Raw genomic sequence first — 12,689 nt, forward strand, 5'->3', positions numbered from 1 at the left:
CATGGACTTCATCTTCATGCTCACCCGCGACGACATGACCGTACGCGACTGCCTCGAACTCCTCGACAGTCTCGGCGATCTCCACCTCGCGCACCTGGGCTTCAAGGACGTCGGCGTCGACCCCGCCACCCTCACCCGGCTACACCGCCGCATCAAGGACACCGGCGCAGCCAGCTACCTCGAAGTGGTCAGCACCAGCCGCGACCGCGCCCTCAACTCGGCCCGGATGGCCGTCGACCTGGGCGTCGACTGGCTCATGGGCGGCACCTGGATACCCGAAACGCTCGAACTCCTCGACGGCACCGGCATCGGCTACCTGCCTTTCCCAGGAACCCCGACCGGCCATCCCACCCGGCTCGGCGGCACCCCACAGCAAGTAGCCGAACACTGCCGCCGCTTCGAGCAGGCCGGTTGCGCCGGCGTCGACCTGCTCGCCTACCGCGCAACCGACGCCGCCCCACTCGATCTCGTACGCGCCGCCCGCCGGGCCACCTCGGGCCGCCTCGTCGTGGCCGGCAGCATCAGCAGCCCCGGCCAGATCCACGACCTGGCCGCAGCCGGAGCCGACGCCTTCACGATCGGCTCCGGCGCGACGACCGGCGCCTTCGAACCCCGCTCGGGAACCTTGAATGGGCAACTCACCGCCATCCTCGACGTCACCCGAACCGCCGCCACACGTCAAAGCGCGGAGGCATCACCTTAGGCATCGAAAACGGCCTTCAGCACACGCGCCCGGATCATGCTGTGCTCGCCATGCTCGCCGCGCTGGCAACCACGCGGCGCGTAGCGAAGGAAGCGGGGCTCAACCAACCGGTCGGCGACCTCCCGCGGAATGCGACCCTGCGCGGCGCAAAAGCGCAGGAACTCGCAGACCGTGGTGAGGTGCGCATTCACCGTCTTCCCCGTGAGCAGGTGCTGACTGCGACGGACTCTGCTCTGCTCAAGGCCCAACTTGTATCGGGCCAGATCGCCTAGGGACACCGTTCGCCAGTCGATTCCTCGTGTGCTGCACCAGTTCAGGTACCGGCCCACCCGCGGGAGGTAGCTCCGCTGGGTGTGGGGCGATCGCCCACGCGCTCGCAGGTGCAGCGAGAAGTCGCAGGCTTCCTTGTGGATTACATAGGACTGGTCATCGACCACAACGAACGTCACGGCGCCCGTGCTCGGGGACACGGCCCGCTCCATGTAGAACATCCAGACTCCTGGGTCGTCTTGTGCCTCACTTCATGATCGACATTCATGAGGCACAGCGGATCGGTGCACCTGTGGCACACGTGATGCACCCCTGCAAGGCGATGCAGATAACCCGTGCCGAAGTGCTCATCGATGAGGCCGTCACCCCGCCACAGATCGCGGCCGGCTGTCGGCTGTCGGCTGTCGGGCGGATCCTGGCACTCCTACTACGACGACCAGACCGTCGACGACGCTGCCCGGCTCGACGTCGACCACGTAGTATCTGTAGCTACCGCATAGATCAGCGATGTTCAGGCAGGTCAGAACGTCGATGACATACCGCTGACAGTCTGACCGGGGGTGCACCTATTCGCCGTCCAAGGCTGCGAGCCGTTTACCGGATCTGCCGATGAGAGGGCTCAAGTCTCCCGCGAGCAACCGCGCGGTCCGGCCAGGGACTGCGAGCCCGGTGCCTATACCTTGCTCGCGACCACCATGTAGTTCTCGGCCTCAAGATCGAACGTGCTCACTTCCGTCCGGAGTCCGACCCGGTGCAACTCGACTTCGAGTTCCTCGTACCGGTAGGGCCAGCAGGACAGCAGTTCCGAGCGGACAAGAACCAGCCCAGTCGCATCAACTTGCGCGATCGCAATCTCGATGTGGTGCTCTTCCTCCCAATGCGGCGCAATCTCCCAGCGGTAGACCACGACGGCATCGCGACCGTTCCGGCGGACGAGTCGGTCACTGATGTCCAGCCGGGAACCTCTGGCCCTCACGAGTTCCCAAGTGCGGGAGGTGAGCACCAAGCGCCCGCCAGGGCGCAGAAGCCGTGACATCGACTCCAGAGCAGCACCCCTGCCTCTCGCGCCCACGGCATGGTGCAGCGAGTTACCAACGCAGAACACCATGTCGAACGTGTCGTCCTCGAAGTGGTCGGGCAACTCTTGCCAGTCCGCCCGCACTGTCCGGACAGATGCCTTGAACTGCTCAGACAACTCCGCAGTCCGACGAACCATCGCTTCGCTGGCGTCCGTTGCGACAACCTGCATGCCACGACCGGCGAGGCCAACCGCCAACTGTCCGGTTCCGCACGAACAATCGAGGACGTGAGCGTTCGACGGGAGGAGACTGAGGACGTCATCGAACGACGCAGCGAACTCGGCCGGAGCCAACTTTGCATCCGAGATGAGCCACTCGTACACCTCGGCAAGCGCGTTATAACCCGTCACAACTACTACCTCCGTCACGCGGCAGACTCACGGTGGGACGTCAGTACATCGGCGGAGCAAGTCGGTCCACAAATGGTTTTCGCAAGGGCAGCCCGGCGGTCACCGGGCTGCGGGTGAGCGCCCGCACGGGCCGTCCGGCCGCGACGAGCCGATCGACCACGTGCCTGCCCACGGTGCCGGTCGCTCTGGTTAGGGGTGCCAGTACGAATCGCGTCACACAGCCCAAACGCGGCGGCCCGCTTGCGAGAACGAGCGCTCCCACAAGTAACCTTTGAGGCTTCTGCGGAGCGCCTCACTGCCGGGTACAGCGCCAGGCCCCGCTGCGGCATGCGACGGGGCCTGGTCGCGTTACGGGCAGGCCCAGTCAGCAGCAGCCAGCTCCGGTGGTAGCCGGCGTTATCTGGCCGTCGGCCGGGCCGCAGGCGCACGGAGCGGCGGGCTCGGTGGTGACGGCGGACTTGCCGAGGGTGCCGGCGTCGGCCTTGACCACGTACACCTCCCAGGGTTCGGCGCCCGGGCCGCGCACCCAGACCTTGTCCTGTAGGGCGTAGCAGCAGGAGGTGTCGTTCTCGGCGAACGTGGCCAGGCCGGCCTGCTTGAGCCGCTCGGTGGCGGCGCTGACGTCGTCGGTCGAGGAGACTTCGACGCCGAGGTGGTCCATGACGGTCTCCTGGCCTTGCTCGCCCTCCAGGAGCACGAGCTTGAACGGGGGCTCGGCGATGGCGAAGTTGGCGTAGCCGGGGCGGCGCTTGGCCGGCTCGACCCCGAACAGCTTGGTGTAGAAGGCGATCGAGCCTTCCAGGTCGCCGACGCGCAGGGCGAGTTGAACGCGGGACATGGTGATCTCCCCTCGAAGCGGGCTATATCGACAGAGGTCGATATAGGGGAGGTTGCCACCGTGATTAGACGACTGTCAACATAGACGTATGTCGAATCAGATATTGCCGGTGTTCCCCGCCGATGCGGGCTGCTGCGCCCCAATGGTCCGCGAGCCGCTGGCCGAGGACGACGCCGCCGAGCTGGCACGGATGTTCAAGGCGCTGTCCGACCCGGTCCGGTTGCGGCTGCTGTCCCTGATCGCCTCACACGAGAGCGGCCAAGCGTGCGTGTGCGACCTGACCGGCCCGTTCGACGTGTCCCAGCCGACCATCTCCCATCACCTCAAGGTGCTGCGCGAGGCTGGCCTGGTCGGCTCGGAACGGCGCGGCACGTGGGTGTACTACTGGGTGATCCCGACCGCGCTGAACCGGCTGTCCGGTCTACTCCAGACCCCCGCGCAGATGTCGATCCCGACAGGGTCGGGCGCGTGAACCTGCCGCTCGGGCGGCGCCTGGCCGCCGAGACGGTCGGCACCGCGCTACTGGTGGCCGTCGTGGTCGGCTCGGGCATCCAGGCCGACCGGCTCAGCTCGGATGGCGGCGTGGAGCTGCTGGCCAACGCGCTGGCCACGGTGCTGGGCCTGGGTGTGCTGATCGCTTTGCTGGGCCCGGTCTCCGGTGCGCACTTCAACCCGGTGGTGTCCCTGGCCGCCTGGTGGCATGGCCGCCGCGAGCCCGCCGGCCTGGCGCTGCGGGAGGTGGCCGCCTATGCGGGTGCGCAGACAGGTGGGGCGGTCGCCGGGGCGCTGCTGGCCAACGCCATGTTCGATCTGCCGGTGGTGGACTGGTCGACCCGCGAGCGCTGGGCCGGCCACCTGTGGCTGGCCGAGGCGGTGGCCACCGCCGGGCTGATTCTGCTCATCTTCGGCCTTGCCCGGACCGGCCGGGCACAGGTGGCGGCGCCGGCTGTGGCCTGCTACGTCGGGGCGGCCTACTGGTTCACCTCCTCCACCAGCTTCGCCAACCCCGCCGTCACCATCGGCCGGGCCTTCACCGACACCTACGCGGGCATCACCCCCGCCTCGGTCGGCCCGTTCATCGCCGCCCAACTGCTGGGCTGCCTCATCGGCGTGAGCCTGGTCGCGCTGCTGTTCCCCGCCATCCCCGACGGCGCCCAGGCCGCCACCACCGCCCTGGCGGCCCAACCTGCCGCCGCTGATGCAGTCGCCGAGCTGGAAAGGTCGCGCCCGTGAATACTGCCGTCCCGTCCGTGCTGTTCGTCTGCGTGCACAACGCCGGCCGATCCCAGATGGCCGCCGCGTTCCTCACCCACCTGGCGGGCGACCGCATCCGCGTCCGCTCCGCCGGATCGGCCCCCGCCGACCAGGTCAACCCGTCCGTGATCGAGGCGATGCGCGAGGCCGGCATCGACATCTCCGCCGAACTGCCCAAGGTGCTCACCACCGAGGCCGTCCAGGCCAGCGACGTCGTCATCACCATGGGATGCGGCGACGCCTGCCCGATCTTCCCCGGCAAACGCTACGAGGACTGGAAGCTCGACGACCCGGCCGGGCAAGGCATCGCCGCCGTGCGGCCCATCCGCGACGAGATTGAAACCCGCGTCCACGCCCTGATTCGCGACCTCCTGCCTGACATGGGAGACCCGGCATGACCAGCACCGTCCAGATCACCGCCATGACGGCCGAGCACGCCGACCAGGTCCTGGCCATCTACCAGCTCGGCATCGACGAGGGACACGCCACCTTCGAGACCCAAGCCCCCACCTGGGACCAGTTCGACGCCGCCAAGCTGCCCGCACACCGCCACGTCGCCCTCGACCACACCGGGCAGGTGCTCGGCTGGGTCGCGGCCACCGCAGTCTCCGACCGATGCGCCTACGCCGGCGTCGTGGAGCACTCCGTCTACGTCCACCACCACGCCCGGGGCCGCGGCGCCGGCACGGCCCTGCTCGGCGCTCTGGTCGCCTCGACCGAGGCTGCCGGAATCTGGACGATCCAGTCCGGGATCTTCCCCGAGAACACCGCCAGCCTCGCCCTGCACGCCCGCGCCGGCTTCCGCGTCATCGGCACCCGCGAGCGGATCGGCTGCCACCACGGCGTCTGGCGCGACGTCGTCCTCATCGAACGCCGCAGCCCCCGCATCTCCTGAAGAGGGGCCCGCTAACCAGGCAACTTGTGAAAAACCAGCCCCGGTTCCCGCACGTTTACGACCAGTAGAGCAGTGTCTCCGTGGGTGTCCGGCGCTGTGGCGGCCCGCTGGAGCCCTAGCAGTTTCGAGGAGCCGTGACCTCCGGCGATGCCGCTCATTTAGGCCGTATGACGCGATTCTTACCAGTGGGCCTAGCTCCTCCGTCCAGCCTGGGTGCGGTGGCCCAGAACCGGCAGTGATGGGTGGTGCTCGCGTCCACGGGTGAGATGCCTCGGGGCGCGGAGTCGAGGGCCTGGGTGGACGGGTACGCCTGCCACCGGGGCAGGCCGGCATGGTTGGGGTCGCCCGTGGCGGCGAACGTGCTCCAGTAGCGGATCATCTGCGCCGACAGGTGCCGCTGCGCCGGGCTGAGGGCGATGGACGTGCTCTCGATGTCGAAGAGCATGGGGAGCTCCGAGCCGTGGTAGGCGCCGGTCGGGTAGCCCTTGGGGAACAGGCCGAGGATGTCCGGCACGTCAGGGTCGGCGAACTCGAAGCCGTAGACGGGCACGTGCCGGGCCAGCAGCTTGCTCGCGGTGAGGGTGGGGCACACCCAGCCGGCGTCCGTGCCGACGGCGGCCCAGGCGAGCGCAGCCGCGGAGCCGGCTCCATCGGGGCCGGTGGAGTCGCGGGTGTAGGCGCGGGGCGGGTACTCGGCGTACACACGCCGGGCCTGGCGGGCACCGAAGGTGGTGGTCAGCAGCGCCCGGTAGCGGGCGTCGTCGATCGGTTGTTCCAGTTCGAAGAGCCGGGTGAACAGGCGGTGCTCGTGGCGGGTGTTGCCCTGCATCACGGGCACGCGGTGGAAGTCGCCCGAGCGCAGTGCCGCGGCCGGGTCGGCGGGCAGCACCGGGGTGCCGTAGGCGGGCTGGGTGAAGCGGCCGTTGAGGGTGAGGAGCTTCCCGGTGTCCAGGCTGCGCAGGCACGTGGTCGCTCGCGCTCCCGCGCAGCCCAGTTCCCCGGCGGCCTTGGTGCCGCGAGCCTCGATGTCCGCGCGTGAGGCCCAGTAGGTGATGGCCTCCAGGCCGGGCGCCATGACGTTCTTGGGCCAGCGTTGCAGGCAGGAGCCGCTCTGGATGATGGCGCGGTGGAACAGGCCCGCCGCCTGGGGCGAGGTGAGCTGGGCGCAGACGCTCGCTCCGCCGGAGGATTGGCCCATCAGCGTGACCGTGCGCGGGTCTCCGCCGAACGCGGCGGCGTTGGCTCGCACCCAGCGCAGCGCGGCCTGCTGGTCGGCCAGGCCGTAGGATCCCGAGCCGGGCAACTTCGGGTGGCCGAAGAAGCCGAACACGCCGAGCCTGGAGTTGACGGTCACCACGACCACGCCGCCGGTGGCGGCCAGGCGGCGGGCGTCGAAGTCGCTGCCGGCGCCGGAGCTGAACGCGCCGCCGTGCAGGTAGACCAGAACCGGCCGCCGCCCGGCGCTCTTGCCGCTGGGGGTGGTGACGTTCAGGTAGAGACAGTCCTCCGATGAGCGTGCCGCGACCGCGCCCTGCTCGTCGAGCTGCGCGCACGCCGGCCCGGGGCGTCGCGCGTCACGCACCTGGCTCCAGGGCCGGGGGCGCACCGGGAGGGTCCAGCGCCGTGCCCCCGTCGGCGGCTGGGCGTACGGAATTCCCTGATAGACCCGTACGCCCTGCTCGGCGACGCCGCGCACCGGCCCCAGGTCGGTCTGCGCAACCGGGTCCCTCGCGTCCGCGGCCCCGCACATCGACATGACCAGCGCAAGCGCCGCCAACGCCGCCATCACCCGCGCCGGCAGCCTTGCTGACAGCCGCCTCATGCGGCGATCCAGTCCTTCAGCAGCCGGGCCCAGGCGCGGTTGTCGGTGGTCTCCAGGAAGCGCCGATGGTTGACCATGAGATAGACCTCGCCATGGGCGGCGGTGCCGAGGACCAAGGGCTTGCAGGAGTTCAGCAGCCCGCCCACGAAACGTCCGTAAAGGTCGGTGTACTCGTTCCTCACCGAGGTCACCTCACCGGGGCGGAGGATGAGATCGGTCGTGCCGTCCCAGCCGCTGATCACCAGGCGGTCGGCGCGGAGCACCACCTGACCACGGCGGGGGAACAGCACACCCTGGTCCGCTCCCGCCGCGATTCGATCACCCCGGCCTCGCCCGGCCGGTTCGTCGGCCGTGGAGCCGGCGTACGTGCCGTGCGCCAATGGCGCCTTTCGCTCGTCCATGGCACCACACTTGCGACACCGGTGTGCGGGCCGCAGTGAGCCAAAGTCGTGACCGGCTCCGACTTTGGTCGATGGCTGAAGCTCACCCTGCGTGTGCGGCGATGGTCGCGCCCCGCCATGCGCGGCCGCGGTCTCGTGGACGCCGCCGGCGGGTTCACCGACGCCGGCCGGGAGACCAGGCAGCGGATCGAGGCGCTCACCGACGAGCTGGCCGCGGGGCTCGAGCCGCTCGCCGCCGCAGTATGGGCCTTCGACAACTGAGCGGGCGCATCAAGCTGCTGGGACGGCCACGACCCCAGCCCGGCCACCGAGGTGAGCAGGTCGTTGCGCGGGATCATCCGCCTGGCGTAACCGAAGCCGCCTCCGAGTACGAGCTGGAGCTGCGCGCTGAGCGGCAGGCCGCCGCCAGCGACGCGAGGCCGCCGGCGCCATGCTTGCCCGGTAAGAAGAAGACCGGCTGGCTGCGGGCTGTCTCCCACCCTGATCCCGTTCTGCCCGTTGACACCCCTACTCGGTGAAACGGCTGTCCACCAGCGGGGAACCACGCAAGATCCACTCAATGTGGGTTTGGGCTTATGTGGGCTGACACCCGTGGACAGATGCACACGCGCACGACCCCGGCTCGCACCGGATCGCCGCGAATGGGATCCCCTGAAAATGGATTTGGAGCTCGCTCGGGCCCCTCGCAAGGAGAGGACAACGCGGGCATGAACGACACCGAACGGCAGCCCACCTGGACGTTCCTGACCAACCACGCCCGGGTACTGCGCCTCATCGCTGACAACCCCCAGGCGCGCATCCGCGACATCGCCCAAACGATCGGCATCACCGAGCGCGCCGCCATGGGCATCGTCAACGATCTCAAAGACGCCGGCTACATCGACGTGCTGCGCGAAGGCCGGCGCAACCGCTACACGATCGTCCCGGGCCAGCACCTGCGCCATCCCAGCCAGCGCACCATCCCCGTCCAGGCCCCTCCTGGGCCTGTTCACCCAGCATGACCCCAACGCCGACGAGCTGTGCGAAGATTCATGAGGGAAAGGTTCCTGGCGGTAAAACGCTGGAAAGTCCGAAGAGCCCGACATGAGGCGGTGTTGGTTTGAGACGGCGCCGTTTCGGGCGGGCCTTGCCGATGCCGATCAGCGCGTAGGCGTCCTTGGGGAAGGTGCGGTTCTCCGGCGTTTGCAGAACGATGCGCATGGAGGCCAGGGCGGGCAGCCTCAGGAGTTTGAACCGGGAGTCGGGGAAGTCTTCGAATTCGATGCCCTCGATGATCTGGCCGCTGGGCGCGATGATGTCGACTTGGTCGACGATGCCGGCCGCGCGCCCCCTGTTGACGATCACGATCTCGATCGCCTCACGATGGTGGTCCACGCGCACCCGCATCTTGGGGACGAAGCCGGCTACCCGCCACTGCCACCCCGTGATGAAGAAGCCGAGAAGGCCGATGACCGCGGTTCCCACGGCGCTGATCCAGTCGGTGATCGATGGCGCGTCCACCGGTCAGCGTCCCAAGGGGGGTCCCAGTAGCAATGACGAAATTTTCAACGAAGTTGCGTCTGACCTGCGATAACGCAGGAGCCTCCGGCTGAGGTCCCGGTTTGATCACGGTATTGGATCATGACCAAGGACAGTTCGCGGCTCGGGTATCGGCCAGGGACTACGGCCGTTGCTTCGCATCGTCGGCTCCGGCGCCCAGCTCGGTGATGCTGGTGTCGTGGTCGCGGAGCATGCGCATGACGGTGGCCGGGGAGGGGGGCCGGCCCCTCTTGGTGCCCCGGGTGATGACCAGGCGGGAGGCGATCTCGCGGAGGCTGAGGTCTTGGTCGCGCAGATGCAGGGCCATGGACAGCATGGCTTCGTCGGTGACGGTGGCGCCGCCGATGGCCTTGCCGTTCTTGCGGGCGCTCTCGTGGCCTTCCAGGGTGCGGTCGCGGATGTATTCACGTTCCATCCCGGACAGGGCAGCGAGCACGGTGAACACCACACCGGATGGGTCGTGGCTGCCTTGCAGTTCGCCGGTGAGGAACTCCAGGCCGACGTCGCAGGCGCGCAGCTGTTCGGCGAGCTCGGCCAGCGCCAGGCCGCGGCCGAGCCGCTTGTGCTCGTGGACGACCAGGGTGACCGCGACGCCGGAGGCGCGCATCTCCCGGGCCAGGGTGACGGCCCGCTCGAGTTCGGGGCGCCGGGTGGCGCGGGTGGAGATCTTCTCGGAGAAGACCCGGGTGACCCCGGCGGTCTTGAGGGAGTCGAGCTGGGTCTGCAGCGACTGGCGCACCGTCGAGGCGCGGGCGTAGCCGATCTTGGCGTGTCCAGACGTCTGGGCGCCGGCGGCGGGGCGGGGCAGTTCCACCCATGCGGTGCCGGGTTTGCGCAGCGCCGGGGTCGGCACGTTGAGCACCTTGGCCAGGGACGGCACGAGCCGGAACCGGGCGGTGTGGTACTGGGCGGCCACCTTGCCCCGGCCGGTGCGGCAGGGTGATCCGGCCGGGGCGGCGCAGGAGGACATCGGGCAGTCAAAGGCTTCCACGCGGGAAAAGTCGTCGTCGCTCACCCCGCGATCGTTTCATGGATGCGTTTCAAGGCTCCAGTGATTTGAAACGACTCATGGAACAGGATCGGGGCGGGAATGCCCTGGACGGCCGGACGCCGGTCCGCTGTTTCATAGGCGAACGCCTATGAAACAGCGGATGGGGTCCAGCACGCATAAGCTCAACCCCACATGGTGATGATCGTGAAAATTGGGGTTCGAGACGTAGAAAGCGATCTCAAGACTGGCCAAGATCACGCTCAACGTCGTGCGTGCGGTCAACGAGATGTGCATGGAGCGTGGCTGCAGATCATCGTCAGCCAAGGTCTGGCATCGCCGCCCGCTCGATGATCACGATCGGGATCTGTCTTGACGTCTCTCGCTGGTAGCCGGTGTAGCGCGGCCATATTCCGGTCATCGTCTCCCACAGGCGGAGCCGCTTGTCCTCGGCCGCCAGGTGGGCCACCGCGTCGAACACCTCGGCCCCGACCTGCACCTTGATCCGTGGCTGGGCGAGCAGATTGTGGAACCAGAGCGGATGGTCGGCGGCACCGCCGTTGGAGGCGACCACGAGGTAGCGGTCGCCGTCGCGGCCGTAGATGAGGGCGGTGCGCCGGGGAAGTCCTGAGCGGCGGCCGATCGTCGTGATCAGCAGCGTGGGGGCGCCGTGGAAGAGGTGACCGCGAGTGCCGCCGGACTCGGCGTAGCTCTTGACGTGCCTGGCCACCCACCCGGTCGGGCTGTCGATCGGTTCTTGGCTCATCGCGCCGCTCCGCCCACGCGGCGGTCGGCCCACGCGCGTGCCTGGGCGAACCAGTGGGGTGCGGTGCGGTGGCCGTTGAGCACGTGCCCGGTGCCGGGGACCAGGAGGGTCTCCAGTTTGGCGCGGGGACTGTAGAAGGGGGCCTCCTGGGCGTGCAGCGCGGCGGAGGAGGAGCGGGCTCCGGCCAGCAGCTTGTCGTGCTCGCCGTTGACGATCAGTACGGGGGCCTGGATGTGCTTGTTGATCGAGGGTGGGGTGTAGGAGTCGCCGGGAGGGAAGACATCGGTCGTCTTGGTGGCCTCGTCGGCGGCGATGACCTTGGAGTCGGCGTTGGGCCGGTGGTAGAACCAGGTGGCCCGCAGGCCGGGCCGGGTGGTGAGGTAGCCGTCGTCGAGCCCGCGCCCGGCGAAGCGGGGGTCGTCGGCGGCGCGGTAGATTCCCGCGCCCATCTGCTCGAAAGCGGCCTCGTTCGGCACGCTCGACTCGCCGGTCAGAATGACGCCGTCCACCTCCGCTGGATGTGCGGCGGCCACAGTGCGGGCGAGGGTCGAGCCCAGCGAGTGGCCGACCAGAACGACCTTGGCGAACCGGCCCCCGCCTAGACGGCCCTCGCGCAACTGCCGGATGAGCTGGCGGATGACGATCTGGTGGGTGTCCTGCCCGAAGCGGGCGCTCGGCGGGTAGGAGCTCGCCCCGGTACCGAGACGGTCAATGGCCAGCGTGGCGTACCCGGCGGCGGTCATCGTCTCCACGTAGGAGGGGCGCTGCCGGTCGCCGCGCATCCGCCAGTAGGCCTGGCCATAGAAGCCGCCGGGGATGAGCAGCTGAACGGTGGCGGCATGGCCGCGCGGCAGGCACAAAGTGCCGGCGACGCGCTGGTCGGCGGGGCCGCTGGAGGTCATCGCCACCTTGGCGCTGACTGCCCGGCAGGCGGGGGCGGCGTTCGCCGCTACAGGGATCGAGGTTACGGGGATCGAGACGAGTGCCAGAAGTACCGCTGTCGTGATGCGCATAAGACTCCTTCGATACCCAAATTTGGGTAACCAAATTTGGGTATCGAACTATGGCTCATCCACCCTCGTACCGTCAAACCGGTCTCCGGCCGATCAGGCCGGCTCCTCGCCGCGTTCCAACCGCCCGATCAAGTCACGGATCCATGCCGCCTCGCCCGTCGCCTGCGCCGCGCGCAGGGCGAACAACTCTGTCACCTTCCTTGAGCGCTTTCCCTCCTGGGCCGTGACCATGATCTGCGCCCGCTCGGCCTCCAAAGCGCGCACCCGCTCCTTGAGCAGCGCGATCACCTCCTCCTCGGGCAGCGCGGGTAGCAGCACAAGGGCTGCGTTGAGCAGTTCCGGACGCCGATCGGGAACCCTTAGGGCGCTTCTGAGCAGCCCGAGGAACTCCGCCTCGCCCTTGTCGTTGATGGCGTAATCGACGCGCCCCGGCCATTCGTGCACCTCGCTGGTGTCCAGAAGACCTTCCTTGGCCAGCTGACGCAGCGCGTGGTAGATCGAGCCCGACCTGAGCCCTGCCCATTGCCCGGCCTCCCACGACTCCAGTTCAGAGCCCACCAGATAGCCGTGTGCCTGACCGTGCAGCCGCACCACGCCAAGGACCAGCAGTCGCGTCGCCGACATCGTCTCCCTCACTCGCCGGGGCCCGGCACCCGTCAAAGCCCTGCCGAACAGGCTATCTGTCGTGCCCGTGGAGGCGAGAAGGTGATGGGCGAGGCAGCGTCGCCTTCGACGCCGAGACCATGACGGCCGCCTACGGCATGCTCCAAA

The 12,689-nt window shown here is 68.6% G+C and carries 17 protein-coding genes; 7 read left to right on the top strand and 10 right to left on the bottom strand.

Features of this window, described 5'->3' with window-relative positions:
- The first annotated feature begins 1 nt into the window (after nt 1).
- Nucleotides 2-703 (top strand): beta/alpha barrel domain-containing protein, encoded by a 702-nt coding sequence (locus ABD830_RS52720; protein ID WP_345003188.1) that lies wholly within the window; start codon nt 2-4, stop codon nt 701-703.
- On the opposite strand, the gene ABD830_RS52725 is transcribed toward ABD830_RS52720, so the two are convergent.
- The 3 genes from ABD830_RS52725 to ABD830_RS52735 form a co-directional block, all read right to left on the bottom strand.
- Entirely contained in the window at nt 700-1,194 is a 495-nt protein-coding gene (locus ABD830_RS52725; protein WP_345003190.1) for a site-specific integrase, read from the bottom strand. The two genes, ABD830_RS52720 and ABD830_RS52725, sit on opposite strands and share 4 nt — an antisense overlap.
- Nucleotides 1,195-1,646: 452 nt before the next feature.
- Nucleotides 1,647-2,420: a class I SAM-dependent methyltransferase gene (locus tag ABD830_RS52730; RefSeq protein ID WP_345003191.1), complete on the bottom strand. Its 774-nt coding sequence runs from the start codon at nt 2,418-2,420 to the stop codon at nt 1,647-1,649.
- 346 nt (nt 2,421-2,766) lie between these two features.
- Nucleotides 2,767-3,240 carry an ArsI/CadI family heavy metal resistance metalloenzyme gene (locus ABD830_RS52735; protein ID WP_345003192.1) on the bottom strand — a complete coding sequence of 158 codons (474 nt, stop codon included), beginning with the start codon at nt 3,238-3,240 and terminating at the stop codon, nt 2,767-2,769.
- Between the two features lie 88 nt (nt 3,241-3,328).
- On the opposite strand from ABD830_RS52735, the gene ABD830_RS52740 reads away from it, so the two are divergent.
- The 4 genes from ABD830_RS52740 to ABD830_RS52755 are packed head-to-tail and all read left to right on the top strand — an operon-like array spanning nt 3,329 to nt 5,389.
- Nucleotides 3,329-3,712 (top strand): ArsR/SmtB family transcription factor, encoded by a 384-nt coding sequence (locus ABD830_RS52740; protein WP_345003193.1) that lies wholly within the window; start codon nt 3,329-3,331, stop codon nt 3,710-3,712.
- Nucleotides 3,709-4,473 (top strand): aquaporin, encoded by a 765-nt coding sequence (locus tag ABD830_RS52745; RefSeq protein ID WP_345003194.1) that lies wholly within the window; start codon nt 3,709-3,711, stop codon nt 4,471-4,473. Before ABD830_RS52740 ends, ABD830_RS52745 begins: the two co-directional genes overlap by 4 nt.
- Nucleotides 4,470-4,892, top strand: a complete 423-nt coding sequence (locus ABD830_RS52750) for an arsenate reductase ArsC (protein WP_345003195.1) — start codon at nt 4,470-4,472, stop codon at nt 4,890-4,892. The genes ABD830_RS52745 and ABD830_RS52750 overlap by 4 nt, the downstream gene beginning before the upstream one ends.
- Nucleotides 4,889-5,389, top strand: a complete 501-nt coding sequence (locus ABD830_RS52755; RefSeq protein ID WP_345003196.1) for a GNAT family N-acetyltransferase — start codon at nt 4,889-4,891, stop codon at nt 5,387-5,389. The genes ABD830_RS52750 and ABD830_RS52755 overlap by 4 nt, the downstream gene beginning before the upstream one ends.
- 154 nt (nt 5,390-5,543) lie before the next feature.
- Here the strand turns inward: ABD830_RS52755 and ABD830_RS52760 are convergent, their stop codons facing one another.
- Together ABD830_RS52760 and ABD830_RS52765 are read right to left on the bottom strand one after the other, a co-directional pair.
- Nucleotides 5,544-7,211, bottom strand: coding sequence for a carboxylesterase/lipase family protein (locus tag ABD830_RS52760; RefSeq protein WP_345003197.1), 1,668 nt, complete (start codon nt 7,209-7,211; stop codon nt 5,544-5,546).
- The gene (locus ABD830_RS52765) at nt 7,208-7,612 is read right to left on the bottom strand and encodes a hypothetical protein (protein WP_345003198.1); all 405 of its coding nucleotides are present in this window, start codon (nt 7,610-7,612) and stop codon (nt 7,208-7,210) included. Before ABD830_RS52765 ends, ABD830_RS52760 begins: the two co-directional genes overlap by 4 nt.
- Before the next feature lie 48 nt (nt 7,613-7,660).
- On the opposite strand from ABD830_RS52765, the gene ABD830_RS52770 reads away from it, so the two are divergent.
- Complete coding sequence (locus ABD830_RS52770; protein ID WP_345003199.1) at nt 7,661-7,873, top strand: helix-turn-helix domain-containing protein; 213 nt, start codon at nt 7,661-7,663, stop codon at nt 7,871-7,873.
- A gap of 446 nt (nt 7,874-8,319) precedes the next feature.
- Nucleotides 8,320-8,613, top strand: coding sequence for a helix-turn-helix transcriptional regulator (locus tag ABD830_RS52775; RefSeq protein ID WP_345003200.1), 294 nt, complete (start codon nt 8,320-8,322; stop codon nt 8,611-8,613).
- A 28-nt stretch (nt 8,614-8,641) separates the two neighbouring features.
- On the opposite strand, the gene ABD830_RS52780 is transcribed toward ABD830_RS52775, so the two are convergent.
- From ABD830_RS52780 to ABD830_RS52800, 5 genes are all read right to left on the bottom strand, one after another.
- Nucleotides 8,642-9,112: a hypothetical protein gene (locus ABD830_RS52780; RefSeq protein ID WP_345003201.1), complete on the bottom strand. Its 471-nt coding sequence runs from the start codon at nt 9,110-9,112 to the stop codon at nt 8,642-8,644.
- Nucleotides 9,113-9,272: 160 nt separating this feature from the next.
- Nucleotides 9,273-10,142, bottom strand: a complete 870-nt coding sequence (locus tag ABD830_RS52785) for a recombinase family protein (protein ID WP_345003202.1) — start codon at nt 10,140-10,142, stop codon at nt 9,273-9,275.
- Between the two features lie 316 nt (nt 10,143-10,458).
- The gene (locus ABD830_RS52790; protein ID WP_345003203.1) at nt 10,459-10,905 is read right to left on the bottom strand and encodes a nitroreductase family deazaflavin-dependent oxidoreductase; all 447 of its coding nucleotides are present in this window, start codon (nt 10,903-10,905) and stop codon (nt 10,459-10,461) included.
- Nucleotides 10,902-11,918 carry an alpha/beta hydrolase gene (locus tag ABD830_RS52795; RefSeq protein WP_345003205.1) on the bottom strand — a complete coding sequence of 339 codons (1,017 nt, stop codon included), beginning with the start codon at nt 11,916-11,918 and terminating at the stop codon, nt 10,902-10,904. The genes ABD830_RS52790 and ABD830_RS52795 overlap by 4 nt, the downstream gene beginning before the upstream one ends.
- 93 nt (nt 11,919-12,011) lie before the next feature.
- The gene (locus tag ABD830_RS52800) at nt 12,012-12,542 is read right to left on the bottom strand and encodes a PadR family transcriptional regulator (protein WP_345003206.1); all 531 of its coding nucleotides are present in this window, start codon (nt 12,540-12,542) and stop codon (nt 12,012-12,014) included.
- Nucleotides 12,543-12,689 lie beyond the last annotated feature (147 nt).

This window comes from Nonomuraea helvata (assembly GCF_039535785.1).
Taxonomy (GTDB): domain Bacteria; phylum Actinomycetota; class Actinomycetes; order Streptosporangiales; family Streptosporangiaceae; genus Nonomuraea; species Nonomuraea helvata.

What these genes read in the sequence shown, in the direction of transcription:
- ABD830_RS52765 (WP_345003198.1), bottom strand. Translation starts at nt 7,612, where the DNA reads ATGGACGAGCGAAAGGCGCCATTGGCGCACGGCACGTACGCCGGCTCC.
- ABD830_RS52720 (WP_345003188.1), top strand. Translation starts at nt 2, where the DNA reads ATGGACTTCATCTTCATGCTCACCCGCGACGACATGACCGTACGCGAC.
- ABD830_RS52755 (WP_345003196.1), top strand. Translation starts at nt 4,889, where the DNA reads ATGACCAGCACCGTCCAGATCACCGCCATGACGGCCGAGCACGCCGAC.
- ABD830_RS52790 (WP_345003203.1), bottom strand. Translation starts at nt 10,905, where the DNA reads ATGAGCCAAGAACCGATCGACAGCCCGACCGGGTGGGTGGCCAGGCAC.
- ABD830_RS52740 (WP_345003193.1), top strand. Translation starts at nt 3,329, where the DNA reads ATGTCGAATCAGATATTGCCGGTGTTCCCCGCCGATGCGGGCTGCTGC.
- ABD830_RS52760 (WP_345003197.1), bottom strand. Translation starts at nt 7,211, where the DNA reads ATGAGGCGGCTGTCAGCAAGGCTGCCGGCGCGGGTGATGGCGGCGTTG.
- ABD830_RS52775 (WP_345003200.1), top strand. Translation starts at nt 8,320, where the DNA reads ATGAACGACACCGAACGGCAGCCCACCTGGACGTTCCTGACCAACCAC.
- ABD830_RS52800 (WP_345003206.1), bottom strand. Translation starts at nt 12,542, where the DNA reads ATGTCGGCGACGCGACTGCTGGTCCTTGGCGTGGTGCGGCTGCACGGT.
- ABD830_RS52735 (WP_345003192.1), bottom strand. Translation starts at nt 3,240, where the DNA reads ATGTCCCGCGTTCAACTCGCCCTGCGCGTCGGCGACCTGGAAGGCTCG.
- ABD830_RS52795 (WP_345003205.1), bottom strand. Translation starts at nt 11,918, where the DNA reads ATGCGCATCACGACAGCGGTACTTCTGGCACTCGTCTCGATCCCCGTA.
- ABD830_RS52725 (WP_345003190.1), bottom strand. Translation starts at nt 1,194, where the DNA reads ATGTTCTACATGGAGCGGGCCGTGTCCCCGAGCACGGGCGCCGTGACG.